Source organism: Trichocoleus sp. ST-U2, from assembly GCF_039961875.1.
GTDB lineage: Bacteria > Cyanobacteriota > Cyanobacteriia > Cyanobacteriales > FACHB-T130 > FACHB-T130.
This window is the reverse complement of sequence record NZ_JAMPJY010000007.1, coordinates 43,545-65,665: the sequence shown is the minus strand read 5'-3', so window position 1 is coordinate 65,665 and position 22,121 is coordinate 43,545. Positions and strand designations below refer to the sequence as shown.

Annotated in this window: 21 protein-coding genes; 10 read left to right on the top strand and 11 right to left on the bottom strand. The window is 45.9% G+C overall.

The window, feature by feature from the left end; all coding sequences use genetic code 11:
- Positions 1-75 precede the first annotated feature (75 nt).
- Together hppD and NC996_RS06545 are read right to left on the bottom strand one after the other, a co-directional pair.
- Positions 76-1,203, bottom strand: a complete 1,128-nt coding sequence (gene hppD, locus NC996_RS06550; RefSeq protein ID WP_190689447.1) for a 4-hydroxyphenylpyruvate dioxygenase — start codon at positions 1,201-1,203, stop codon at positions 76-78.
- A 225-nt stretch (positions 1,204-1,428) separates the two neighbouring features.
- Entirely contained in the window at positions 1,429-2,130 is a 702-nt protein-coding gene (locus NC996_RS06545) for an SDR family oxidoreductase (RefSeq protein ID WP_190678345.1), read from the bottom strand.
- 344 nt (positions 2,131-2,474) lie between these two features.
- Here NC996_RS06545 and NC996_RS06540 point away from each other — a divergent pair, with 344 nt between their 5' ends.
- The gene (locus tag NC996_RS06540; RefSeq protein WP_190436402.1) at positions 2,475-3,947 is read left to right on the top strand and encodes a cyclic nucleotide-binding domain-containing protein; all 1,473 of its coding nucleotides are present in this window, start codon (positions 2,475-2,477) and stop codon (positions 3,945-3,947) included.
- A gap of 41 nt (positions 3,948-3,988) precedes the next feature.
- Here the strand turns inward: NC996_RS06540 and NC996_RS06535 are convergent, their stop codons facing one another.
- Positions 3,989-5,734 (bottom strand): NYN domain-containing protein, encoded by a 1,746-nt coding sequence (locus NC996_RS06535; RefSeq protein WP_190689441.1) that lies wholly within the window; start codon positions 5,732-5,734, stop codon positions 3,989-3,991.
- Positions 5,735-5,848: 114 nt separating this feature from the next.
- Here NC996_RS06535 and NC996_RS06530 point away from each other — a divergent pair, with 114 nt between their 5' ends.
- The 4 genes from NC996_RS06530 to NC996_RS06515 all read left to right on the top strand — a co-directional run bounded on the left by NC996_RS06530 (position 5,849) and on the right by NC996_RS06515 (position 9,875).
- The gene (locus NC996_RS06530) at positions 5,849-7,357 is read left to right on the top strand and encodes a UbiD family decarboxylase (protein WP_190428905.1); all 1,509 of its coding nucleotides are present in this window, start codon (positions 5,849-5,851) and stop codon (positions 7,355-7,357) included.
- A gap of 47 nt (positions 7,358-7,404) precedes the next feature.
- Positions 7,405-7,950 (top strand): SH3 domain-containing protein, encoded by a 546-nt coding sequence (locus NC996_RS06525; protein WP_190689438.1) that lies wholly within the window; start codon positions 7,405-7,407, stop codon positions 7,948-7,950.
- A gap of 470 nt (positions 7,951-8,420) precedes the next feature.
- On the top strand, positions 8,421-8,786 hold the full coding sequence (locus NC996_RS06520; RefSeq protein WP_190436416.1) for a transposase: 366 nt from the start codon (positions 8,421-8,423) through the stop codon (positions 8,784-8,786).
- A 285-nt stretch (positions 8,787-9,071) separates the two neighbouring features.
- On the top strand, positions 9,072-9,875 hold the full coding sequence (locus NC996_RS06515; RefSeq protein WP_190689435.1) for a hypothetical protein: 804 nt from the start codon (positions 9,072-9,074) through the stop codon (positions 9,873-9,875).
- A 51-nt stretch (positions 9,876-9,926) separates the two neighbouring features.
- Here NC996_RS06515 and NC996_RS06510 read toward each other — a convergent pair whose 3' ends face one another.
- The 3 genes from NC996_RS06510 to NC996_RS06500 all read right to left on the bottom strand — a co-directional run bounded on the left by NC996_RS06510 (position 9,927) and on the right by NC996_RS06500 (position 12,130).
- Positions 9,927-10,313, bottom strand: coding sequence for a hypothetical protein (locus NC996_RS06510; protein ID WP_190436421.1), 387 nt, complete (start codon positions 10,311-10,313; stop codon positions 9,927-9,929).
- Positions 10,314-10,699: 386 nt separating this feature from the next.
- Complete coding sequence (locus tag NC996_RS06505) at positions 10,700-11,149, bottom strand: GAF domain-containing protein (RefSeq protein WP_190689431.1); 450 nt, start codon at positions 11,147-11,149, stop codon at positions 10,700-10,702.
- A 156-nt stretch (positions 11,150-11,305) separates the two neighbouring features.
- Complete coding sequence (locus NC996_RS06500) at positions 11,306-12,130, bottom strand: SDR family NAD(P)-dependent oxidoreductase (protein WP_190436426.1); 825 nt, start codon at positions 12,128-12,130, stop codon at positions 11,306-11,308.
- A 606-nt stretch (positions 12,131-12,736) separates the two neighbouring features.
- Here NC996_RS06500 and NC996_RS06495 point away from each other — a divergent pair.
- Positions 12,737-12,889 (top strand): hypothetical protein, encoded by a 153-nt coding sequence (locus NC996_RS06495; RefSeq protein ID WP_190411397.1) that lies wholly within the window; start codon positions 12,737-12,739, stop codon positions 12,887-12,889.
- 17 nt (positions 12,890-12,906) lie between these two features.
- The gene (locus NC996_RS06490) at positions 12,907-13,794 is read left to right on the top strand and encodes a mechanosensitive ion channel family protein (protein ID WP_190689429.1); all 888 of its coding nucleotides are present in this window, start codon (positions 12,907-12,909) and stop codon (positions 13,792-13,794) included.
- A gap of 64 nt (positions 13,795-13,858) precedes the next feature.
- Here the strand turns inward: NC996_RS06490 and NC996_RS06485 are convergent, their stop codons facing one another.
- The 5 genes from NC996_RS06485 to purE form a co-directional block, all read right to left on the bottom strand.
- Positions 13,859-15,064 carry a 4-hydroxy-3-methylbut-2-enyl diphosphate reductase gene (locus tag NC996_RS06485; RefSeq protein ID WP_190427982.1) on the bottom strand — a complete coding sequence of 402 codons (1,206 nt, stop codon included), beginning with the start codon at positions 15,062-15,064 and terminating at the stop codon, positions 13,859-13,861.
- Positions 15,065-15,163: 99 nt separating this feature from the next.
- Positions 15,164-16,030: an SGNH/GDSL hydrolase family protein gene (locus NC996_RS06480; protein ID WP_339380495.1), complete on the bottom strand. Its 867-nt coding sequence runs from the start codon at positions 16,028-16,030 to the stop codon at positions 15,164-15,166.
- 95 nt (positions 16,031-16,125) lie between these two features.
- Positions 16,126-16,374 (bottom strand): hypothetical protein, encoded by a 249-nt coding sequence (locus NC996_RS06475; protein WP_190689426.1) that lies wholly within the window; start codon positions 16,372-16,374, stop codon positions 16,126-16,128.
- 214 nt (positions 16,375-16,588) lie between these two features.
- Complete coding sequence (gene amt / locus NC996_RS06470; RefSeq protein ID WP_190689424.1) at positions 16,589-18,199, bottom strand: ammonium transporter; 1,611 nt, start codon at positions 18,197-18,199, stop codon at positions 16,589-16,591.
- A gap of 789 nt (positions 18,200-18,988) precedes the next feature.
- Complete coding sequence (gene purE, locus NC996_RS06465; protein ID WP_190411392.1) at positions 18,989-19,510, bottom strand: 5-(carboxyamino)imidazole ribonucleotide mutase; 522 nt, start codon at positions 19,508-19,510, stop codon at positions 18,989-18,991.
- 75 nt (positions 19,511-19,585) lie between these two features.
- Here purE and nagA point away from each other — a divergent pair, with 75 nt between their 5' ends.
- From nagA to NC996_RS06450, 3 genes are all read left to right on the top strand, one after another.
- Positions 19,586-20,857 carry an N-acetylglucosamine-6-phosphate deacetylase gene (nagA, locus tag NC996_RS06460; RefSeq protein ID WP_190689421.1) on the top strand — a complete coding sequence of 424 codons (1,272 nt, stop codon included), beginning with the start codon at positions 19,586-19,588 and terminating at the stop codon, positions 20,855-20,857.
- A gap of 110 nt (positions 20,858-20,967) precedes the next feature.
- Positions 20,968-21,654 (top strand): magnesium protoporphyrin IX methyltransferase, encoded by a 687-nt coding sequence (gene bchM, locus NC996_RS06455; protein ID WP_190411390.1) that lies wholly within the window; start codon positions 20,968-20,970, stop codon positions 21,652-21,654.
- Between the two features lie 41 nt (positions 21,655-21,695).
- Positions 21,696-22,118, top strand: coding sequence for a hypothetical protein (locus NC996_RS06450; protein WP_190689418.1), 423 nt, complete (start codon positions 21,696-21,698; stop codon positions 22,116-22,118).
- The last annotated feature ends 3 nt before the right edge of the window (positions 22,119-22,121 follow it).

Below are 22,121 nucleotides of genomic sequence, written 5' to 3'. Positions count from 1 at the left end.
AGACGCAGGGGTTAATCTATATGATTAAGATTAATCACAAATTACCCCTTTTTTACCTGCCTGCCGATAGGTTCCTCAATACAGGCTACCTCGCTTCATCTGCTCTCGTTCAATCGCTTCAAAAAGAGCGCGAAAGTTGCCTTCCCCAAAACCCCGTGCCTGTAAGCGGCGCTCAATTAACTCAAAGAAGAAAGTAGGTTGTTCAAAAATCGGTTGAGTGAAGATTTGCAGTAGCAACGCTTCGGGAGAGTTTTCCTCCCAATCCACCAAAATTTGTTGCACCGCAATTTCCTGAACTTCAGCCTCCGATAGCTGAAGTCCTTGCCGGTGAAGCAGTTGCGTGTAGTAGGTGCGGGGAACTTGCAGAAAGGGTAGACCGCGTTGACGGAGATAGGCGATCGCATTCACAATATTGGGCGTTTGCAAAGCAATATGCTGAACTCCTGGTCCCCGATTCACCTCCAAAAATTCCTGAATTTGGGAATTTGCAGATGCGGGTTGATTAATCGGTAACTTGACCCAACCATCCGGATGAAGCATCACCTTACTGTGCAGTCCCGAACGCTCGGTTTGAATCGCAAACGACTGCTGCGGTATAAACGCTAGCGTCTTTTCATACCAGCCAACTGCCTGCTCCAAGTCCCCAGCAGCAACATTCAGTACCACATGATCGATGCTGCCAAACGTGACCCGATCGTGGCTACTGCCATCTAACCGCGCGGAATCATCATCTAATAAAACTTTCTCTCCATCCCAGCCAAGCTGGGGAAAAGTCGAAATCAAAGCTCTATTTTGGCGCTTAACAAGCCTAGTCGGTTGCCTTTCTATCAAGGTATGACTCAGAGAACCCCAGGCGGCAATCTTGCCCCACTTCAGCAAGACCTTACCCTGTTGCTGTTCTTGGATGGGTTGCAACACCTTAGCGCCTCCATTGACCGCCTTCGTCATCACCTCTTCCACGTCTGGAACGCTAAAAGCGATGTCAGCAACGCCAGGAGGATGTTGGTGCAGAAACTGAGCAACGGGACTCGCCGATGTCAGGGGTGAAGACAGCAAAAAATAAACTGAGCCGCTTTTGACCACTTCCGTGCGAGTGTGGTTGCTTACCTCAGCGGCTACTGCTTGAAACCCTAGCAGTAGCACAAACCAGTCGCGCGACGCTTTGGCATCTTCAACATAGAAGTGAACGTGGTCAATTTTCATGGTTTATCCAGTCTGAGCAGCTCTACCTGAGTGTAAATTTTGCCCTCTTCCTGGCATTTACAGGTCATTCTTGAGAAAGAATCCCTCCTTTGATAAAGCGCTGAGTGCTTTAGGCATTAGGTTTCCCTGCCCTGTTGAGAACCGAGTGGGAGATGGCAAAGCAGCACAGAGTCAGTAAAAAAACAGCAAATTTTATCCGTGGTGTACTCAGTTCGCAATGACGATTTAGAAAAACAGGTGGCTTTCTGGTTGAATATTAATTTCCATCGGCACCGCTTGCGGATCGGCGCTGAGCGCGAACAGAATTGCATCAGCAGCAGTTTCAGGGCTAAGCATCTTTTTTCGATCGACTTTTAGGCTGACATTGTCCCAAAAAGGAGAATCAACGCCGCCAAAATAGAACAGGGTGAACTTGATGCCGAAGCGCTTCAGCTCATCTGCCATACACTTGCTGAAACCGACGACGCCAAACTTGGAGGCACAGTAAGCCGATGCCATCGCCATTGAGTGCTTGCCCAGAATCCCCACCACATTGCAGATATGACCGCTTTTCTGCTCCTTCATCGCCTCCGCAGCTGCCTGACAGGTGTAGAAGCTGCCTTTTAAGTTCACGTCGAGCATGGCGTCTAAATCTGCGGGTTCTAACTGGTTGTACTGCTTCATGACGCCAGCGCCCGCCGCATTGACTAAAACATCAATTTGACCAAAGTGGGCGATCGCTTTTTCCATTAGCGTCTCCACTTGCTGCGGTTTAGTAATATCTGTCGGTACGGTTAAGACTTGAGGGAGTCCAGATGCCAAGTTTTCCAACCGACTGCTATCTCTTGCCGCTAGTACCAACCGCGCCCCCATCGGTGCTAGTTTGCGAGTTAAGACAGAACCAATGCCGCCGGTAGCACCAACGATGACAACGACTTTATCTTGCATATTCCTTTACATTTCTTTACATCCTCTCCCATCATACTGACCGCGATTCATTCTGCTCAAACCAGTGATTTCTCGTTTCCAAGGTGAGGAGACCTCGCCTAAGAACGCTCTCAGGAGGCTCTTGCTTGCCGCCATCACCGAGAAACTCTAGGAAGAGGGTGGGAACACCGTAGTAGCACCTAAGCGCAGCAGCAGCCCATCCAGTAGGCATTTCCTCGTAGAGCCTCTCAAAGCAGAAACCGCGAAAATGAGCAGACTTCCCAGGTAAAACCTTGACATTTCGTAAAAATCGAGGCTGTGATGGACAAAGTGCGTGAGAGTTCCTGCTTCAGGTTGAGTAAATCATGGATTGGATAGTCAAAGAGACAGGGGAAATATTTGCTGGCTTATCCCAGCTATTTACAACCCCGGTTTTTGAAATCGGCAACACCCGTCTTTCCCTCGGTTCGATTGTCCAACTGATTTTGTTAGCGATCGCTGTCTTTATTGCTTCTCGCGCTACCAGCGAGTGGATTAAGCGGAAAATTCTGGTGCGGGTGAAATTGGATCGAGGAACGCGAGAAGCGATCGCAGCGGTCATCGGCTACCTTTTAGCCGGTTTCGGATTTATGATTGTCCTGCAAACAGCAGGCATCAACCTGAGTTCTCTAACGGTATTCGCTGGAGTGATTGGAATTGGGTTGGGCTTCGGATTACAGAATTTATCCAGCAACTTTATCAGCGGATTGACGCTACTTTTTGAACAACCGATTAGAGCCGGAGATTTTATTGAAGTTGACGGTCTGTTAGGAACTGTAGAAAATATTTCTATTCGTTCTACGATTGTTCGGACACTGGATGGCGTTTTTGTCATCGTTCCCAATGTTCGATTTGTAGAAAACCATATTATTAACTGGACTTATAAAGACCCCAAGTGTCGCATCCATATCCCGATTGGAGTTGCCTATGGGAGCGAACCCATCTTAGTCACAGAAGCACTTTTAGCGGCTGCTCGAATGGAACCAGGCGTTTTATCTTCTCCTGCTCCTAAAGTTTGGTTTAAAAATTTTGGGGAAAGTTCTTTAAATTTTGAGCTATTAGTTTGGATCGATCGACCGCAGGGTAGCGATCCCATCAAAAGTTCTTTAAACTTTGCGATTGAGAATGAATTTCGCGACCGGGGAATCGAGATTCCTTTTCCCCAGAGGGATATCCACATTCGCAATTTAGAAGAAATAACGCATCGGTTTCATAAAACCAGCGCGACAGATGTTCCTAATGGCAAAGTCAATTCGCACAATAGTACTATCACACCCAACCCCAAAGTTCTTCCCAAATCCCCCGATAATTGGACGCTGCGCGATTTGTTGCGGAGAGTCACTTTCTTTGAGTCGTGTACGGATTTAGAACTGCGTCAATTGATTGAGTACGGATATCGACAACTGTATCCAAACGGACAGGCTGTTTGTCAAGAAAATGACCCTGGCGATTCATTTTATATTATTCTGACTGGCTCTGTAGAAGTCTTTTCTCAAAAAGCAGAGAAATATATTGCAACGCTTCACAAAGGGGAATTTTTTGGAGAAATTTCTTTGTTGCTAGGAACTCCTCGCTCAGCAACAGTTCGCACTTTGGAAGATTCCATTTTGTTTGTCGTAGACCGCAACGACTTACAGAAGCTTTTAGTCACGCATCAGGAGTTAGCCGATCAGATTGCCCAAAAGTTATCAGAACGGCAACAGGCGTTACGAGATTTGGGAATACTGACAGAAGAAGTCTCCGAACAGACTCCTTTAATCCGAATCCGTCAACGAATTCAAAGCCTTTTTGGCATCTAAGAATTAATTTGTTTAATTTAAGCAATGGATCGCGATTTGATTTAGGATTTTTGAGCGATCGCTACTTGATATCCTTTATTGGTTTTCTCTACTTTGAAGCAACGACAAGACTTTAAAAATTGAGTAAAGCTACCTTCTGGATTGAAGTGTTTGATAATTTCAGAGATTGGTTGATTGTATTTCTTATGAAATTCTCCTCCTAAACTTTCTAGGGGAATATAGTTTTTTGAAGATTCACCAGTTAGGGTATTCAATATATTGAATAACACTTGTTCCAGCTCAAGACAGGAGTTAATCTTAGGTAGAGAAGCGTGAGCGATCGCTACCTGATAACCTTGCCCATTTTTTTCCACTTTTAACGTAGAACACGACTGTAAAAACTGGGTAAAATTAGTACCCGGCTTGAGTTTTTTAACTAATGCAGTCGGGGATTCACCATACACTTTACTGAATTCTCCACCCAGCGATCCTGTTAATATTTTTGCGTCTAAAGATTGGGCTTGCATTGCCTGAATAATATTTAAAACTGCATTTTCTAGTTCTGTTAGAGAAGTAATAGTAGATAAAGCTTGAAGTTTATCGTCTGATTGCTGTTCAAGTTTAGAATTTTCTAGCGCTTTTGGTGGTTCAACTAAAGTCTGATTCCCGGCTTGACTTTTATCAATTTTTACCTCTGGATCTTGTTTAGTCGTTTTGGTTATTTGACCGATTTTAAATAGAGTAATATATACCTCAGAAGTTTCGGGGAGTTGATGTACTACAAAATCTGAAGGTTTATCTATGAAAATATCTTTATCAGTCTTACCATGATTATAAGTATCAACAACTTGATTGATAGTAATTTCGTACTTTTCGTAAAATAACTGAGATAGGGCAGATAACTTTACCCACTGAATTTTACTCCGTTCTTGTTCTTCTACAACCAACGATTTTAAATAATTAATACATTGCATGAACGGTGGAATAACGGGTAAGTCTTTGGGTGTATAAGTTTCAATTTCACCTGTTTTATAGTTAGATACGGTTATATGAGAACCCTGTCGAAAAACCCGATATACCGTTAACCCATATTTCTGAAGATGATTGCAAAGGTTGGTCATCACAGTATCTGATGAACAAACTAAGACTTCCTTGACTTTTGGGTAATGTTCGCGGATTGATAAGCCAACTGCTATCATTTTTCCATCAGCGTTATCTCTACCAGCAGGAACGTGAATTAAATCATAGCCGCGTTCATGCAATTCCGCATCTAATTTACCCATGCGCCGCCAATTTGCAAAGGCAATTTTAACTTGGATAAAGTAAGTGCAGACGGTTGTTAAAAACTTTTCTGTTTCGGTATCGAGTTGTAAGTTTTCGGCATCCAAAAGCAAAATCGCGATATGTTGCTCTGGAATCAGCACTCGTGGCGCTTCTGCTGGATGTGAAAAGGCTGAGCCATTTCTGGGAGCTATTTCAGATGATGAATCGATTAAGATACGAAGTTTTTCTATTAATTTACTAGATATCGGTAATTCTAAACATTGAGGAGTTAAGATTAATCGCAGTAACTTTTGTACTGTTTTAATTAGTGTGTCTCTATCAGGTGCTTTGTTGAATTCTGTTTGCAATTTTAAGAGGAAGGAGGATTGGTAAGGAGCATCACTCCAGGGAACATTCCGGTACTTTTCAGTTAATAATTTTGGCTGCTGTTGCTGAATGAAAATAATGGTTTGATAGATACAGAAGCTAATTTCATTAATAACAGCAGAATCATTGACCGAAGCCACACGAACGTTATCTGGCATAGTTTTTTTGGGTTATATTCAGGCGGCGTATCCCTAAAGTCTCTAGGGAGCGCTCTTAGGTTTAGGATTCCCCTCATAATAAAAGAAAGTGCTTTATACTTCTTAATCTTTACTATGGCAAGAGACTTGCGGGGATTCATCAAGCTACTGGAAGAACGAGGGCAGTTACGGAGAATCGATGCCCTAGTTGACCCAGATATGGAAATTGCTGAGATTTCTAACCGGATGTTACAACGCGGTGGCCCTGGGCTGCTATTTGAAAATGTAAAAGGGTCAGCTTATCCGGTAGCGGTGAACCTGATGGGTACAGTTGAACGGATTTGCTGGGCGATGAATATGCAGCATCCGTTGGAGTTGGAGGAACTGGGCAAAAAGCTGAGTATGTTGCAACAGCCGAAGCCACCGAAGAAGATTTCTCAGGCGGTGGAGTTTGGCAAGGTGCTATTTGATGTGCTGAAGGCGAAACCGGGGCGCGACTTTTTCCCAGCCTGTCAGCAAGTGGTTATCCAAGGCGATGATCTGGATCTAAACCAATTGCCGCTCATTCGTCCTTATTCTGGGGATGCTGGCAAGATTATCACGTTGGGCTTGGTAATTACCAAGGATTGTGAGACGGGTACGCCGAATGTGGGCGTTTACCGTCTGCAACTACAATCGCACAACACGATGACGGTGCATTGGCTATCGGTGCGGGGTGGTGCGAGACATCTACGCAAGGCGGCGGAACAGGGGAAAAAGTTGGAGGTTGCGATCGCACTCGGTGTTGACCCTCTGATCATCATGGCTGCGGCAACGCCGATTCCAGTCGATTTATCAGAATGGCTGTTTGCCGGACTCTACGGCGGTTCTGGGGTGCAGTTGGCGAAGTGTAAGACGGTAGATTTAGAAGTGCCAGCCGACTCGGAATTTGTCCTAGAGGGCACGATTACACCGGGGGAAGTGCTGTCAGATGGCCCTTTTGGCGATCACATGGGTTATTACGGCGGTGTCGAGGATTCGCCATTGATTCGCTTCCAGTGTATGACGCACCGCAAAGACCCAATATATATGACAACTTTTAGCGGTCGTCCACCAAAAGAAGAAGCGATGATGGCGATCGCGCTAAACCGCATCTACACGCCGATTTTGCGGCAACAAGTGTCAGAAATTGTTGATTTCTTCCTCCCAATGGAGGCGTTGAGTTATAAAGCGGCGATTATTTCCATTGATAAGGCATATCCGGGTCAGGCGCGACGTGCAGCCTTAGCTTTTTGGAGTGCTTTACCTCAGTTTACTTACACCAAGTTTGTGATTGTGGTAGATAAAGACATTAACATCCGCGATCCCCGTCAAGTGGTGTGGGCAATTAGTTCTAAAGTTGACCCGGTGCGAGATGTTTTCATTTTGCCGAATACGCCTTTTGATACTTTGGATTTCGCCAGTGAAAAAATTGGTTTAGGCGGACGCATGGGAATTGATGCGACCACGAAAATTCCTCCTGAAACCGAACATGAATGGGGTGAACCTTTGGAATCCGATCCAGATGTGGCGGCGATGGTGGAACGACGCTGGGCAGAGTATGGTTTAGCCGACTTGCAATTAGGAGAAGTTGATCCGAAATTGTTTGGCTACGATATGAAGTAATTGTTTGGCACCAGCACCAATGCTGGTGTTAAATAATCGGGAAAATTATGGCTAAAAAGGCGAACAAGACAGCATCAAAGCTAACCGTAGGATTAGCGCTATCTAGCATGAGCTGGGTTATCAATACTGGCACGGCTAATCTTAGCGTATTAGCACAACCAGTTAATGAAAAAAAATGCGATATTTCTGCCGTCGTCATAGACAAAGATCCGCAAGGTTTAAATGTGCGTAGTGGCCCAAGTAGTAATAGTCGAATCTTGGGAAAAATCCCCACATACGAGTCAGTTGAAATCATCGCTTCCTCTGGAAACTGGGTAAAAATTACGAAGGCTTATAGAGAAATTGGTGGCTTTCAGGGAACTGGCTGGGTATTTTTGTCGATGTTAGGCACTTCAACGAGGGGTTATGAAACCAATGGCGTTAATCTTTATGCTAGTCCCAGTCAGCAAAGCCGAAAAATAGGACGAGTTCCACGTAGAACCGATGTTAAATTAATAGGCTGTCAGGGAGCATGGGCGCAGATTGAATATCGAGGTGTTAAGGGTTGGCTGAAAAGTGACGATCAATGTGGTGTAGGCACAACCTGTTCTTAATTGTTTTGCATTGAGTAGATTTAACTCTAATTTGTTTGGGTAAGATATGGGGTAGAACCCCACCCCCGACCCCCTCCCCGCAAGCAAGGAGGGGGCTAAGAAGTGAGGATGAGGCTAAGAGGTAAAGAAGGGGTTCAATAGATTAGGTTTATGAGCTAGTGCGATCGCTATCAGATGCAGATGTGGCTTGGGCTGATAAATTGTTCGGTACGCAAGCTTTACGGTAGTTCAAGCTTGAAGAGGTGCGTAGGAGGAAGTCTGAGGCGATCGCGATCGCCTGCTGTGTCTTTTCTATCGCTTAAGTAAATTTTATTGAGAATAGACCCACAAAGCCCCAAGGTTGACTGTCTTGGGGTTTTGCTTTAGCAATTACAGGCGATCGCATATCCCAAATGGCTTACAGACGCCCATAGGCAGTTGAACGCTTGAATTTGTAATCCATCTTAAAGCTCAGAGTTCTGAGTTTTAAGATGAGACGAAATCACGAAGATTGCATTGCCCTTCTTGAACAAATTCGCTGGAGTGGAAAGCCAAAGTGTCCATATTGCGAATCGACCAATTATAGGAAATTGAAGAATGAACACAGATACCAGTGTAATGAGTGCTTTACTTCATATAGCGTTACAGTTGGTACGCTATTTCATAAAACTCATGTAGACTTGGACAAATGGATTTTGGCGATTCCCCTTGTTTTAAAGTCGCCAGCAGGCATCAGTGGGCGTCAGCTTGCTAAGGAGATCGGGGTGAACAAAAACACAGCTTGCTACATGATCGAGCGTATCCGTAGAGCCATAACGGAGGAACCGGAACTGTTACAAAAGCTCAGTGTGGTTTAGTCTAGTGCCTGATTAACTGACAAAACTTCTGCAACCGTTACGCAGTCAGACTAGCTGATAATTCCTAGGGTGAAAGCCAGGAGCCTTTACTTGACAACGATTTCTCTAATTTCCTTAACGGGGTCTTTCCTGGCTTTACCAGTCAATCAGGGCTAGACAGACAACTTTGACAGTCTTGGCACAATTCCGACAGAGTCACAGTGTCTCTGAAATGATTTTTAGAGACTGTGTCATTTTGTTAGAAAAATTGGACAGGGTTTATAAAGATGAATCTAGGGTTTTTACATGAATTTAGGAAGCTTTTTTAAAATTAATTCATCATCAATTTTTGTTTTTATTTTCGGTGCCTTTACATGGCTTATTGGTTTCATATATAGTCAATTTCCTACAACTCTTTCAGAGCGGGATAGGCAAATCGTAAATTTTGTTTTCGCTCCTGCTGTCGCACTAGGTTTTCTGACCTTGGTTAATTATACAATCTCAAAAGAGATTGAAGCAGAAGCAGAAAAACGATCAAAGGAAAATTTAGATGAACAATTAGAATCAGAAATGGAGGATTTTAGGCAGCAATTAGAAGGCGATACCAATGAATTAAAAAAGGCAGTTGAGTCTTTGGATGTTTCTGAAGAACGAGAGAAATTGTTAGAGATTATTCGCTCAATTCGGTTTGCTCCAGAGAAGTTTCATTCCAGCCGCAAGGCGGCTGAAGAAATTGCTAAATGGTTGGATGTTAGAGCTAATAGGTCAGCTTTACTTAAAACTGCTTTGGGCGCTGTATCAAAGGCAAACTTTAATATTCCTAAAAAACACAAAGCTAAGTTTAATGAAGATATTCGTGAATGTATCAACTGGTTATATGATAGTATTCTAAATCGTGCTGCTTGCATAGTAGAACCAGAGAAACACGCTTCAGCAATATCCCATATGCCTGAGAAAAATAAACCATACGAAATAGCGATAAAAGCTATTGAAAAACATCTTGAAGAACAAGAAAATATAAAAGAATACTATGTCAAAAGTGATACTGTAAAAAGAATATTTAAATATATCATAATCGAATTTGAAAAAATGTCTATTAAGGTAAGATAAGCGGCTTTTTCAAGGAAACATAAAGATGGCAGCAGTACAGCCAGGAAATGATTAAAAGTTGGTACTACGCTTGCGCGCTTTCGGTTGACCTCTGGAAATACGAAGTTTTATTCTGTAATCGATATCTTTACACAGGTTCAGAACTATCTTATTTAGTGTCTCAGGTACACCTGTAAGCTTCTCTAATGATGTTTGAATTTCTATAATTTTGTCTTTATAATACAACAGTTGTTGTAAGTCTTCATCTGGATAATCTGGTAGATTGATATTCAAAGATGCTGTTAACTTAGTTTTACTTTTATCCAGTAATATCCTGGTTTCATAGATGTGATTTTTAAGAGTGTTAACATCATCGTCTTGGATTATTTGATTGTTTAAATAAGTTTGAAAATTATTTAAATCTCTTCCCAATTGCTCTAAAAATAAGGGTAGCTCCATGTAATTCCTCAAAAATTAGGGCTGTTAACATAAACGTAAACTCTACTTGAAATAATATTTAGCTATTTATAGAAAGTCCCGACCGCTAACTAGGACACCGCGATTTTATTTTTAAACTTCCAGCAACGTTAAAATCAGGAAGCTTTAAATCATCTGTACTACCGTACTGCGTTGATCGCATCCTCATCACCGCAAGTGCGATCGCACCCATCTCCCTCTTAGCCCCCTCCTCGCTTGCGGGGAGCAGGAGGAGGGATTGGAGGAAGAGGGGGAATTGGAGTGGCGTAGAAGCTTTGGTTCTATGGGTTCATCTTGGGTCATTTGCTCATCTTTGATTCGTTGCTTATTTCAAGCCAGCGCGATCGCTTTTTCCTGCAAATTATCCTCTACTTCATAGTTGTCTGGTATTGATAAACCAGTGGAGCAACTTCAGAGGCGTAAGCAGCCAAAACACTTTCTGCCTCTTCGTCAAATAAACTGCCGTCAGTACGATTCCAAGCTTGTAGCGCTCCCAAAAGCTTGCCTTCGTAGTAGAGTGGTACGGCTAAAGCTGTCTCAATTCCCAATGCTTTAGCATGATCTTGCCGGACTCGGAGATCGCCCTCAGTACGACAAACTAACACGGGTTTGTCGCTCTGAAATGCCGTACCACACAATCCGGAAGTCGCTGCGGCAACCCTTTTGTTCGACACCCACTCAGCGTGCTTGCCTATTGCTGCCGCATAGTAGACGGTTTCCCCTTCGGACTCAGCTAGCACCACGGAGGCTGTTTCAGCATTGACAATTGCTTGGATGCGTTCGGCAATGTCATCTAATATCTGGCGATTTTGACTCATCGTTAACATCTCTTTATCTGCAATCAGTCTATCCAAATACAGTTAGGTTAAATGGCACTAACGTTCGGAGCCTGGAAATAAATTTCACAGCTAAAGTAGAGACACGATTAATCGCGTCTCTACTCTGGAATCAGATTCGCCTGTTAACAGCAAACTTTAACGCGAAATTATTCCAGCCTCTCGGAGTCTGTGGTAGCGCTTTTGTTTATACTTCGACAGGGGTGCTGCCAGCAGTAAAACTTTCTCTAACAGCCAAGGTGCAATGCGATTGCACCACACAGCTAAATGACTTTGCCATCCCACTAAAATTTCTGGCGATTCCTTTTGCAGTCCAGTGACGAGTGCTTGAGCAACTTTCTGAGAAGTCGTGGGCACTACCCAGCGAAACCACTTTAATTCTCGCACCATGTCAGTGTCGGTCAAAGATGGCAGCAAAGCCATCACCCGGATATTGTAGTCAGCGAGTTCGCCGCGCAAGGCTTGGGTGAATCCCAAAATCGCAAACTTGGTGGCTGAATAAGTCGCCATCGTCGGCGCGGCAATTTTGCCCATCAAGCTAGAAACGTTCACGATGGTTCCTTCCCGTTGGGTTGCCATACGTCGAGCAACCAGACGAGTCATCGTGTACATTCCCATTAAATTAATCGCGATTTCTTGCTGCACATCTGGGAGTTGAGATTTTAAAAAGGGCGCTTGGTGTGCAACTCCCGCACAGTTGACGAGCAGATGAATCTGACCATAATCTCGCCAAGCTTGGGCGATCGCAATATTCACTTCTACTATCTGAGCCAGATCCAAAGGCAGGATCGCGGCTTCTACGCCAAGTGCTTCAATTTCGGCGGCGACTTCCGCTAAGCGATCGGCATCGCGTGCCACCAGCAACAGGCGTTTGGCTCCTTGTTGCGCGAGTTCAAGCGCGATCGCTCGCCCAATTCCACGGGAAGCTCCAGTAATCAGAGCCGTCTTTCCTTGAATATTCATAACTTAAACCTTCTCCATTTGAGGTCTCACCGCGCTGATAGTGCCGAGTTCAAGATGCAAGAAGTAGAGGTAGCATCTTCTAAGCTCGCAGTGAGGAAAACAGTAACTCGTAATTACAGATGAGTTGAACTGAACTGTTGGGAGCAAGACATTTCTCAAAATTCTTGCAGGGAACCCTATTTTTGTAGACAAACCTGAGAAATGTCTTTCCGGAAAACTTCAGTCAAATAAGAGTTGGACTGGCAGTACGTAAGGGGAACACGAGTTAGGAACCAGATGAAATTGAAGAAATGCATTTTGAATCGTGAAACAAAGAAATTCCTCCGCCGTCTAGCAAGGTTGGTGTACCGTCAGAGAAATAAAGTTTCAGGCAATCCTGCAATCAGTGAATGGGTGTACAGCCAAGTTTGATGTAGAGCATGGATGGCACGTCTCCTAAAATACGGGCATTGACCAGAAGCAACTCTTAAGCACACCTTAGCAACTGCATCAACGAATCGCAATAAATTTTAATAAATTCTGCTTAACATTCCGTTACAAAACTGCCAAATGCTTTGCTGGAGCTAAATTGGGCGAGGTGTTCCTTTGGGGAAGTCAAGGGATGCCGTGAGCGCAGGAGCGGGCGACTTCCTATTTACTGGTGTTGTGGAACACACTGGGCGTCCGAAGAGAGCCAACCAAAAAGCGATCGCTCACGCCAAAACCCAAGCGAAAAAACCGCTCGGTTTTGAGATATTTGATATTCTGGCAAAAGTTTAAGATGATCCCTTTCGCCTATGGCTGCTTTGATTAAAGAAATCCAACAGAGCTTATTAAACCTGATGGGTCAAACTATTGAGGCACTACCAGGAATTTTGATGGGGATCGCGATCCTCTGTTTAACCCGGTATGGAGCGAATCTAGTTCGGCGGCTCGTCCGTGGCGTTGGCAGGCGTGCCCTGAAAAACCCATCACTGCGCCTGCTGCTCGTGCAGACCAGTTTTGTAGGAACCTGGGTGGTAGGGATTCTCTTCGCCTGTGTTGTTGCCTTCCCAGACTTGCGGCTGGGCGACATCATTGGTTTGCTGGGACTCAGCTCGGTAGCGATTGGCTTCGCCTTTCAAGATATTTTTAAAAATTTTCTGGCGGGAGTCCTGCTGCTGTTGCAGGAACCGTTTCGGTTGGGGGATCAAGTGATAGTAAACGGTTTCGAGGGAACGATTGAAGAAATTTCCCTGCGCGCCACCCAAATTATCACCTATCAGGGAGAGCGCATCGTCGTGCCAAATGCAATCGTCTTTACCAGTCCGGTGCAAGTGCTGACGGCGATGCCCCACCGCCGGACTGATTTAGAAATTGGCGTTGATTACAATACACCTTTACCCTACGCTGTCGAAACCCTGCTCAACGCCGTGTTAAAAGTCGAAGGCGTCTTATCGAAGCCAGCACCGGAAGTAGATGGATTGGGCTTTGGTGATAGCTCGATGAACTTGGTAGTCCGCTATTGGACATCGCCGCACAAAGTAGATGTGCGCCGCACGAGAACCAAGGTGATGATCGCGCTCAAACAAGCTTGCGATCGCGCTGACATTAACATTCCTTACCCCATCCGCACGCTTTACAACTACAATCAGCAGCAGTTTAACGATGCTTCCCCAGTTGCAGATGGTGCCCAAAAAAGCTGAAAGTTTTGAGTTTTGAATTGAAGAAAAACTCAAAACTCAAAACGAATTCATCCCCTAATTTTTGTTAAACCACCGCAGCCACTTTCAGCTCAAAAATCCTCTCGATCGTATCCTCTACCACCTTATCGGGAGTTGAAGCTCCAGAAGTAACTCCTACCACGATGGGACCAGCGGGGAGCCAATTTTCCTGAACTTCCAAATCGCCATCCAGCGGCTTATGCTCCACACGATTGCCAGGGCCAATTCTCTCGGCGCTATCGATGTGATAGGAAGGAATTTTCCGCTCAATGGCAATTTCTTGTAAGTGCGTCGTATTGGAAGAATTGAACCCCCCAATCACCACCATGAGATCTAGTTTTTCATCTACTAGCTGAAACATAGCATCTTGCCGCTCTTGAGTCGCATCACAGATGGTGTTGAAGCTTTGGAAATGCTCGTTTAACTCGCTTGGCCCATACTTTCTCATCATGGTGCGCTCAAATAGCTTGCCGATTAGCTCGGTTTCGCTCTTGAGCATCGTGGTTTGATTAGCAATACCAATCCGCTCTAAATCGGTGTCGGGATCGAATCCCTCTGAGCAAGCGCGGCTGAATTTTGTCATAAATTCGTCGCGACTCCCACCATTGAGAATGTAGTTAGAGACATACTCCGCTTGTGCCAGATTCAGCACGATCAAATACTTGTCAGCAAAAGAACTGGTGGCGACAGTTTCTTCGTGATTGTATTTGCCGTGAATGATCGAGGTATAAGCTTTTTTCTTGTGCTTTTCGACCGTATTCCAAACTTTAGAAACCCAAGGACAGGTTGTATCGACAATCTTGCAACCCTTGTCGTTGAGCAGCTGCATTTCCTGAACGCTGGCACCAAATGCCGGTAAAATCACCACGTCACCCGCATCGACAACGGAGAAGTCTTTTTCCCCTTTCTCTACTGAGATAAACCCTACTTTCATGTCGCGCAAGCGCTGATTCACAGAAGGGTTGTGAATAATTTCATTAGTAATCCAAATCTGCTCGGTCGGGAAGTGCTGGCGGGTTTCATAAGCCATTGCGACGGCGCGTTCCACACCCCAGCAAAAACCAAACGATTCGGCTAACCGGATGGTGACATCACCGCGTTTCAGGGTGTAGTTGTTTTCCCGAATTTCCTGAATGAGATGGCTCTGATACTCGGATTTGAGGACACCAGCGACTTCCTCTTGATGACCAAAGCCCTTGCGATGGTAGTTCTCAGAACTGTTTAATGACCGTTTGAAGGCTTTTGTATCCATGCAGCCGTTTCCTCTCTCATTCTGGTGGTTCTCCTCGTCGATCATAAAATGCCTGGACGCTCAGCTGGCGTTACCCAGCAAAGTCAAAGCCAGGAATTTTTAATTGGCTTTGCTGGGTTCTGTTTCCACCTGCATGAAGAATTGAAGGGCATAGCGCCAAATAACATAGCCTTGGGGACTTAGGTGCAAGCCATCCGTCGTCAGTTCGGGCTGTATATTGCCGTTACTATCGGCAAACAGGGGATAGAGATCGAGATAGCTGACAGATTCCGAACGAGCGATCGCGCCCAGTTGTCGGTTTAGTTCGCGGATGCGACTGCTAGGGATAGCAATCAGGCGATCGCGTCCCACCCAGGTTGACTTTTTACCGCCGTGGGGCAAAATCGACTGCACAACAATCTGTGCTTGGGGATGAACCCGTCGCAGATAGCGGATAATCTGTCGCTGGTTCGCCAGAATTCTCCGATCCCCCACCCCTCGGATCAGGTCGTTAATGCCAATCATCACCAAGATCGTTTCCGGCTGAGTTTCGTCCAACACATCCAATCGGTTGAGCAAACCCCCCGAAGTATCTCCAGAAATTCCTTGATTGAGCCAAGTGCGCTCTGTGGGCAATAGCTCCGAAGGAAACCACAGACTGAGCGAATCCCCAGCCAGTACGGTTAAATGTTTGGGATTTTTGGTTGCGGCTACCTCCGCTTCTTGCCTGAGCAGCGTCACCCACTGAGCGTAATTCAGCTGGTGGCGCGGCCCTAACGCGGGTGTGGAAGGTAGTGTTTTCGTCAGCAGGCTGGTAGAGACGTCTTCTGGGATCGGCTCTACAGAGGTAGCATCGCTAGCTTGTAACCTAGCTGATAGCCACCGATCCCGATTCAGCAACAAAATTACTGTTAGCATCAGCAACCCGTTGGTAGCTAGGGACAAAAGCGCCCAAGCCGGAAGAAAGGTTTTCGAGCGAGTGGACACACTAAATCAGATTCAGCACAGGTTGAATTTAATCTTAAATTGCTAGCATCCACAAATCGAGCGATCGCCTAGCTGCCAATGGAACAGATTACCGATTATTCGCCTTTGAAGCTCACTCCGGTTGCACAATCCTCTCCATAGAAGAAAGCTAGCCCAGGCGTCATCAGCCCTAGTGCGGCTGATGACACTATATATAAATGCCGTACCGCCGTATCGATTTTTGCAGCCGCAGAAACCGTTGGAGGCTCTCCCGCAGCGGCTCCTGGTGCCCCAGCCACTACGGGAGCGGACAACTGATTTTGTTCCATCAACGTTCCATCAACGCGATCGCGATTCTTGAGCAAATGAATCTGATTGCACCAATTTCAAACGGGGCAGTTTTGCATTGGATTAAACAAACCATCTGGGGTGCTCATAAGTTTTTCACCCAGAGATACAAGACAAAAAGAAATCCGCCCAATTCCCAGAGCTTCTATATAGTTGGGAACTTTGGCGGACTCTATTGGGGCAAAGACAAAACTCAAAAGCGCAAAATGTTTTCTTTTGGCTTATCTGTCCTTACTTGACGTATTCACCCGGTGAATTTGGCATCCCACCGTGCTTACCAGTATCAGAAAAACCACTAGAGCTTCCTTCCTTGAGGAATCCACTGTAAGCTTCCATGCCGTGTTCGCCGATATCCAAACCTTCAAACTCCTCTTCTGGAGTGACTCGGATACCGAGGGTCGCTTTCAGCGCCAGCCAGAAGATTGTACTAAGTAGAACGGTTATGCCTCCCACTGTGACAACACCAATCAGTTGAGTGATGAACTGTCCGGGACCACCACCGAGCAATAACCCCTTGGTTGGGCCAAGACCCTCACCGTACCAGGAATAGACACCAGGGCCAACAGCAAATAAACCCACTGCCAAAGTCCCCCAGATGCCGCAAACTAGGTGAACTGAGGTCGCACCCACCGGGTCATCAATTTTGATTTTGTCAAAGAGAGTGACAGCGAAAACGACTAATACTCCGCCAACCAAACCGATGATCAAAGAACTGCCAATGCTGATAAAAGCACAGGAAGCTGTCACCGAAACTAAGCCAGCCAAAATGCCGTTGATAATCATCGACAGATCCGGCTTACCCAGGTACAACCAAGCTGTAATGGTAGCGGCAATTCCACCCGCAGCACCCCCCATGTTGGTTGTCAGGGCAATGTGAGTAATGGCGTTTGGATCGGCAGCCATTGTGGAGCCAGGGTTGAAACCAAACCAGCCCAACCAGAGAATCAAAGTGCCCAAGGTGGCAATACTCAGGTTATGACCAGGGAAAGCAACGCTTTGCCCGTCTTGATATTTACCAAGCCGTGGCCCTAAGAATGCGGCTCCCATCAAAGCTGCCCAGCCACCCACTGAGTGAACGACCGTGCAACCCGCGAAATCCCAGAAGCCTCTGGTTTGCAGCCAGCCACCACCCCAGATCCAGTGTCCGGTGAGCGGGTAGGCAATCCCGACGAGTAAGAGGCTGAAGATTAAGAAGTCAACAAACTTAATTCTTTCTGCAACCGCTCCAGAAACAATCGTGGCGGCTGTTCCGGCAAATACTAGCTGAAACAAAAACTTAGCAGCTAAGGGAACGCCAGCCCATTTCAGAGAGCTAAAAATCCCTTGATAGGCATCGTTGGTGGCGGGACTGTTATCGGCTCCGCTCAAAAACCACCCGCTCAAACCAATGAAAGGATTACCGTCCCCGAACATCAAGCCAAAACCAATCGCCCAAAACGCGACGGTTGCTAGAGCAAACACAATCAAGTTTTTGGCAAGAACGTTGACCGCGTTTTTCTGGCGGCAGAAGCCAGTTTCTAACATACAAAAGCCAGCGTTCATGAAGAACACCAGGAAAGCAGCGATCGCTACCCATAGGGTGTCTAGCGCTACCTTCAACTCGGCTGTTGTCGGCCCCTCAGCTGCCGGAGCATCCTGGGCGACTGCTGCATAACCCCACACCATCACAATCAAAATGGCGATAGGAATGCAAGCTTGCCAACTTGGAGTCAGCCGCTTAATGGCAATTTGCAACTGCTTAAACATCGTGGCAGTCCGGGGAGATTGGACTTGCCAATTAGAAGACAATCGCTTCTTTTTGGCTTTCGATTTCTTCTTTTTGAGCGTTAATTTAGGCATCATCACTGCACTTTCCTCAATCAGTCCAACACATCCATCGGTTTAGTCAAAAATCAGTAAATCCAGTCATTTGAAGTGAGTATATGACAAAACCTTACAGGCAACTCGTTAGGGATTTTTTCCTTTATCAACATCTAGACGGGATGTCTAATTTGTCCGGGAAATTTTAAGATTTTGTATTTTCCGAGGCGGGATATTCTGTATCGAAAGTTACATTTTTAGATTCTGGCTCTGGCATCTCAACCCGCAGAACTCTCCTGGAAGTATAAATCGCGGGAGTTTGAGCGAACTTGGAGCTAAATTAGTTTATATCCATCTATGGGGGGATGACCCAAAGAAAAGCCTAAATTTATTAAGCGAATCCATTAAGACTTCAGAAGCTTAAATTTCTCCGGAAATCCCATATTATAGAAACTTAAATTAAGCAATTACTTTATTAAATAAATGCTTTTATAGAAACTTTCCTATAAATTAAATGCAAGTTTTTTTATTTTATATTTGATGAACAGATAAAAACTGTTACTAAAATAGCAAAAACAAGGTTATCAATTTTTTTTAGGACAAGATTAAATTTGACTTTGATCGCGAAACATTCAACGAATAGATTGGGTCTAAATCTCAAAGAAACCGCCCCTGTCGCCCCTCCAGTTCCGCTAAAAATGAAATCAGCAGTTTTCTTGACGCACCTCGCTATCGGTAAACAAAGCGATTGGCATCAAAAAATTATTCTTGAGATTTCAATCGTTTCTCCTCTCTGCCAAGCCTAAAAAAATAACTGACTCGCCCTTAAAATTAGGGCATCTTCTCCAAATACTGCTTATAGCCGATTTCATCCAGAAGCTGCTGCTTCTCCATCACGGAATCGCTTAAACTGCGGCGATATTGCTGCACTCGTTCGAGTAATTCTGGCTGGTGGGATGCCAAGATTTGCACAGCCAACAAACCGGCATTTTTCGCATTACCAATCGCGACAGTCGCAACGGGAATTCCCGCTGGCATTTGCACGATGGAATAGAGAGAATCAACGCCCTGTAGGTGACGGCTGGCGACTGGCACCCCAATTACTGGCAAAGGTGTCAGAGACGCTACCATACCGGGGAGATGGGCAGCGCCACCGGCACCCGCGATAATCACTTTGATGCCGCGCTGGTGGGCTTGTTGGGCGTATTCCACCATTCGTTCCGGGGTACGGTGGGCAGAGACGATAGCGACTTCGCAGCCGACGCCAAATTCTTCACATATTGCGATCGCGCCTTGCATAGTGGGCAAATCGGAATCGCTACCCATGATGATGCCAATTAACGGTTGAGTCATTTTTTCGGGAGTTATTCAGTTGGTTGTTAGATAAACTGGTGTCTGCTCGAATTTAGGTATCTTGTCGCAAAAGTGATGACAGACGCAACAACGCTATCCATGACTGCCCCAATCGTGATTCGCAATGCTCGATTCCGAGGCTACGAAAGCTTACAGCAGATTTGGATTCATCAGGGCAGGATTGAGCAAATTCTGTCAATGGACACTGTATTCAAAATGTTTCCACCTGCGGATTTGCAAGTGCTGGATGTAGAGGGAGATTGGGTGTCGCTGGGTGGCGTCGATTTGCAGATTAATGGGGCGTTGGGGTTGGCATTTCCAGAATTGAATCTGGAAAATTGCGATAAGCTACCGGAAATTTGTCAATATCTATGGAATCAGGGCGTTGATGGATTTTTACCAACCATCGTTACAACATCGGTTGAGAACATTCAGCGATCGCTCTCCATCTTCTCCAATTTTGTCGCTTCCCCGAACCAGGATCGAGCCACTGCCCAAATTTTGGGGGTACATTTGGAAGGGCCATTTCTCAATCCCCAGAAACGAGGCGCACACCCCGCCGAGTACCTATTGCCGTTGACGATTGACAACGTGAAACGGGTTTTAGGGGATTATGCGGGTATCGTGAAAGTGATTACTTTGGCACCAGAATTAGATCCAACTGGGGAAGCGATCGCGTATTTGCGAAGTCTGGGGATCACCGTCAGTCTGGGACACTCCCAAGCCACTGAAGCCGAAGCGCAGCAAGCTTTTAAACTGGGGGTGTCGATGGTGACTCATGCCTTCAATGCCATGCCCGGATTACATCACCGCGAACCCGGCTTATTAGGAGCCGCCCTGGTTCATCCAGCCGTACAGTGTGGTTTAATTGCCGATGGTCAGCACGTCTCTCAGACGATGATTCAGCTGCTGTTACGCGCCAGTTCTACCCCTCTAAACAACGGGAATCGGGGGGAGTCTGAGCAAGGCATTTTCCTGGTTAGCGATGCCTTAGCACCCTTGGGACTCCCCGATGGCATTTATCCGTGGGATACGCGGCAAATAGAAGTGAAAAACGGCACCGCCCGACTGCCAGATGGAACCCTATCCGGGACAACGTTACCGCTGCTAGTAGGAGTACAAAATTTAGTGCGCTGGGGGATTTGTGAAGTCGAGACTGCGATCGCGCTTGCCACAGAATCCCCCCGTCGCGCCATCGGGTTGCTCAAAGAACCGTCAAAACGCGATCGCCAAAAAAACAACAAAACTAGCCCCTACCTCAGCCAGCCCGCTCATCAACTGCTGCGCTGGCATCTAGACGAATCAACGAATGGACTCACCTGGCAGCGCTTATTACCCAATTCCTAAAATAAGCAATGCCTCTCCTCTTCCTCTCTTCCTCTGCGTTCTCCGCGTCCTCTGCGGTTCGTATAAATGGTAAGTTTAACCGTTGGGAACACTTCGACAAAACCAATTTCATGAACGCAGCAGACGATAAAACAATTGTCAAAGACTATTTCAACTCCACAGGCTTTGATCGCTGGAGACGTATTTACGGCGATGGTGAAGTTAATAAAGTCCAACTAGACATCCGTGAAGGACATCAGCAGACAGTCGATACCGTACTTAGCTGGCTGAAAGCCGATGACAATCTCGCCACTCTATCCATCTGCGATGCGGGTTGTGGCGTTGGTAGCCTCAGCATCCCTCTCGCCGAAGCGGGTGCCAAAGTCTATGCCAGCGACATCTCCGAAAAAATGGTCGGAGAGGCTAAGGAAAGAGCCGAGGCAGTTCTAGGCAACGCCAGCAATCCGACTTTCACCGTGCAGGATTTAGAAACATTAAGCGGCAAATATCACACCGTTATTTGCTTAGATGTCCTCATTCACTATCCCCAAGACAAAGCCGCCGAGATGATTTCCCATCTCACTTCTATGGCAGAATCTCGGATAATTCTCAGCTTTGCGCCGAAAACTTTAGCCCTCAGTTTGCTCAAAAAAATTGGCAGTTTTTTCCCTGGTCCCAGCAAAGCCACTCGCGCTTATTTGCACCGAGAGGCTGATATCGTCAAAATTCTAGAAAGTAACGGTTTTTCGATTCAGCGGCAAGGAATGACGAAGACTCGCTTTTACTTTTCTCGCATACTGGAAGCCACGCGAAAGTAAGGTTAAGATCGCGGCTGTATTGACAACATCAGCTGGGCACCATGAAGCTCATCAAAAAACTGTCTGCGGGCTTGCTACTGACATTCGGCGGGATTTTGCTAATGATTCCGCTCATTGTTTATACCCTGCCGAATCCGAATGCTAGCCCGGAGGATAAACAGGAAGATGGAGACGCTGCCATCGGGGGTCTAGTTTTAGGACTCCCAGCGGTAGCCCTTGGAGGTTGGCTGGTGTGGGGATTGCGGAAACAACACTCGAAAGAAACAAGCGATCGCCTCCAGTCTACCTTTTATCAGCTACTGAAAGAAGGCGATGGAAATATCACCACTTTACAGTTTGCGATGGAGGCGAAGCTAACAGCAGCGGAGGCAAAAGAGTATTTAGATGATAGAGCTAAAGAATACGATGCTAACTTTAAAGTAAGTGAGGAAGGAGGAGTTTCTTACTACTTCCTGCTGAGATAAAAG

Excerpts from the sequence above, each read along its gene's own strand:
- hppD (WP_190689447.1), bottom strand. The coding sequence starts at position 1,203 with ATGAAAATTGACCACGTTCACTTCTATGTTGAAGATGCCAAAGCGTCG.
- NC996_RS06545 (WP_190678345.1), bottom strand. The coding sequence starts at position 2,130 with ATGCAAGATAAAGTCGTTGTCATCGTTGGTGCTACCGGCGGCATTGGT.
- NC996_RS06540 (WP_190436402.1), top strand. The coding sequence starts at position 2,475 with ATGGATTGGATAGTCAAAGAGACAGGGGAAATATTTGCTGGCTTATCC.
- NC996_RS06535 (WP_190689441.1), bottom strand. The coding sequence starts at position 5,734 with ATGCCAGATAACGTTCGTGTGGCTTCGGTCAATGATTCTGCTGTTATT.
- NC996_RS06530 (WP_190428905.1), top strand. The coding sequence starts at position 5,849 with ATGGCAAGAGACTTGCGGGGATTCATCAAGCTACTGGAAGAACGAGGG.
- NC996_RS06525 (WP_190689438.1), top strand. The coding sequence starts at position 7,405 with ATGGCTAAAAAGGCGAACAAGACAGCATCAAAGCTAACCGTAGGATTA.
- NC996_RS06520 (WP_190436416.1), top strand. The coding sequence starts at position 8,421 with ATGAGACGAAATCACGAAGATTGCATTGCCCTTCTTGAACAAATTCGC.
- NC996_RS06515 (WP_190689435.1), top strand. The coding sequence starts at position 9,072 with ATGAATTTAGGAAGCTTTTTTAAAATTAATTCATCATCAATTTTTGTT.
- NC996_RS06510 (WP_190436421.1), bottom strand. The coding sequence starts at position 10,313 with ATGGAGCTACCCTTATTTTTAGAGCAATTGGGAAGAGATTTAAATAAT.
- NC996_RS06505 (WP_190689431.1), bottom strand. The coding sequence starts at position 11,149 with ATGAGTCAAAATCGCCAGATATTAGATGACATTGCCGAACGCATCCAA.
- NC996_RS06500 (WP_190436426.1), bottom strand. The coding sequence starts at position 12,130 with ATGAATATTCAAGGAAAGACGGCTCTGATTACTGGAGCTTCCCGTGGA.
- NC996_RS06490 (WP_190689429.1), top strand. The coding sequence starts at position 12,907 with ATGGCTGCTTTGATTAAAGAAATCCAACAGAGCTTATTAAACCTGATG.
- NC996_RS06485 (WP_190427982.1), bottom strand. The coding sequence starts at position 15,064 with ATGGATACAAAAGCCTTCAAACGGTCATTAAACAGTTCTGAGAACTAC.
- amt (WP_190689424.1), bottom strand. The coding sequence starts at position 18,199 with ATGATGCCTAAATTAACGCTCAAAAAGAAGAAATCGAAAGCCAAAAAG.
- purE (WP_190411392.1), bottom strand. The coding sequence starts at position 19,510 with ATGACTCAACCGTTAATTGGCATCATCATGGGTAGCGATTCCGATTTG.
- nagA (WP_190689421.1), top strand. The coding sequence starts at position 19,586 with ATGACAGACGCAACAACGCTATCCATGACTGCCCCAATCGTGATTCGC.
- bchM (WP_190411390.1), top strand. The coding sequence starts at position 20,968 with ATGAACGCAGCAGACGATAAAACAATTGTCAAAGACTATTTCAACTCC.
- NC996_RS06450 (WP_190689418.1), top strand. The coding sequence starts at position 21,696 with ATGAAGCTCATCAAAAAACTGTCTGCGGGCTTGCTACTGACATTCGGC.